The 732-nt window shown below is 51.5% G+C and carries 1 protein-coding gene; it reads left to right on the top strand.

The genetic code is table 11. The features are described from left to right. Positions 1 to 25 precede the first annotated feature (25 nt). Positions 26 to 732: hypothetical protein (locus J7438_RS26480; protein WP_209279012.1), on the top strand; the 707-nt coding region annotated here is incomplete at its 3' end.

Below are 732 nucleotides of genomic sequence, written 5' to 3'. Positions count from 1 at the left end.
TTCCATCCTTTTCATGGTGAAAGATATGGCCAATGCCTGGTCCGGGAGCGGTTTGCCCGGGCCGGATGCAAAACCGGAATTACCACAGACATCAAAAGAAATCCGGGAAGAGGCTCAGGAAAAAGAACCCGGCTCGAAAGACGTACCCCTTCAACAGACATCCACGGCCCGCTACCAAGGGAGTCAGGGAACCAAAGGACTGCTTGCCCTTGGCACGCTGGCCAGCTCTTTTCAGTATGCGAATTCGAAACCCATTGCCGATGGTTCAGAGCCCATAAAGATTAATGATGCAGAAACTCTGGGCAAGATTGGTCGAAATTCCAGCTATCCACTGAACGGTATCTACCAACAGACAGCGGATATTGTTATCACTGATAACTATCAATCCATTGGCAATGATACCCATCCATTCACCGGGGAGTACGATGGGCAGAATCGTACCATCAGCGGCCTCTCTGACTGTTTTGTTGACACTCTGGAAGGCAGCATCCGTGACCTTCACTTTACTTGTGCCAATATAATAAATTCCTGGAAGCCGACCGGGTTAGCAGCCTGTTTTGTTGATGTTACTGGCACAGTCAGTAATATCCGGGCGGAAAATGTTCATATCTCGGGTGAGTATGCAGACGCCGGCATCGGGGGGGGGCGGGTTAAAGGAATGGTTGCCAACATCATGGCGGTGAACAGCACGGTCGAAACCTCGGGTGAGTTTGCACACGCCGGCATCGGGGG

This window comes from Thalassotalea sp. G20_0 (genome assembly GCF_017744175.1).
Classification (GTDB): domain Bacteria; phylum Pseudomonadota; class Gammaproteobacteria; order Pseudomonadales; family Endozoicomonadaceae; genus Endozoicomonas.
This window is presented reverse-complemented; position numbering and strand designations above follow the sequence as displayed.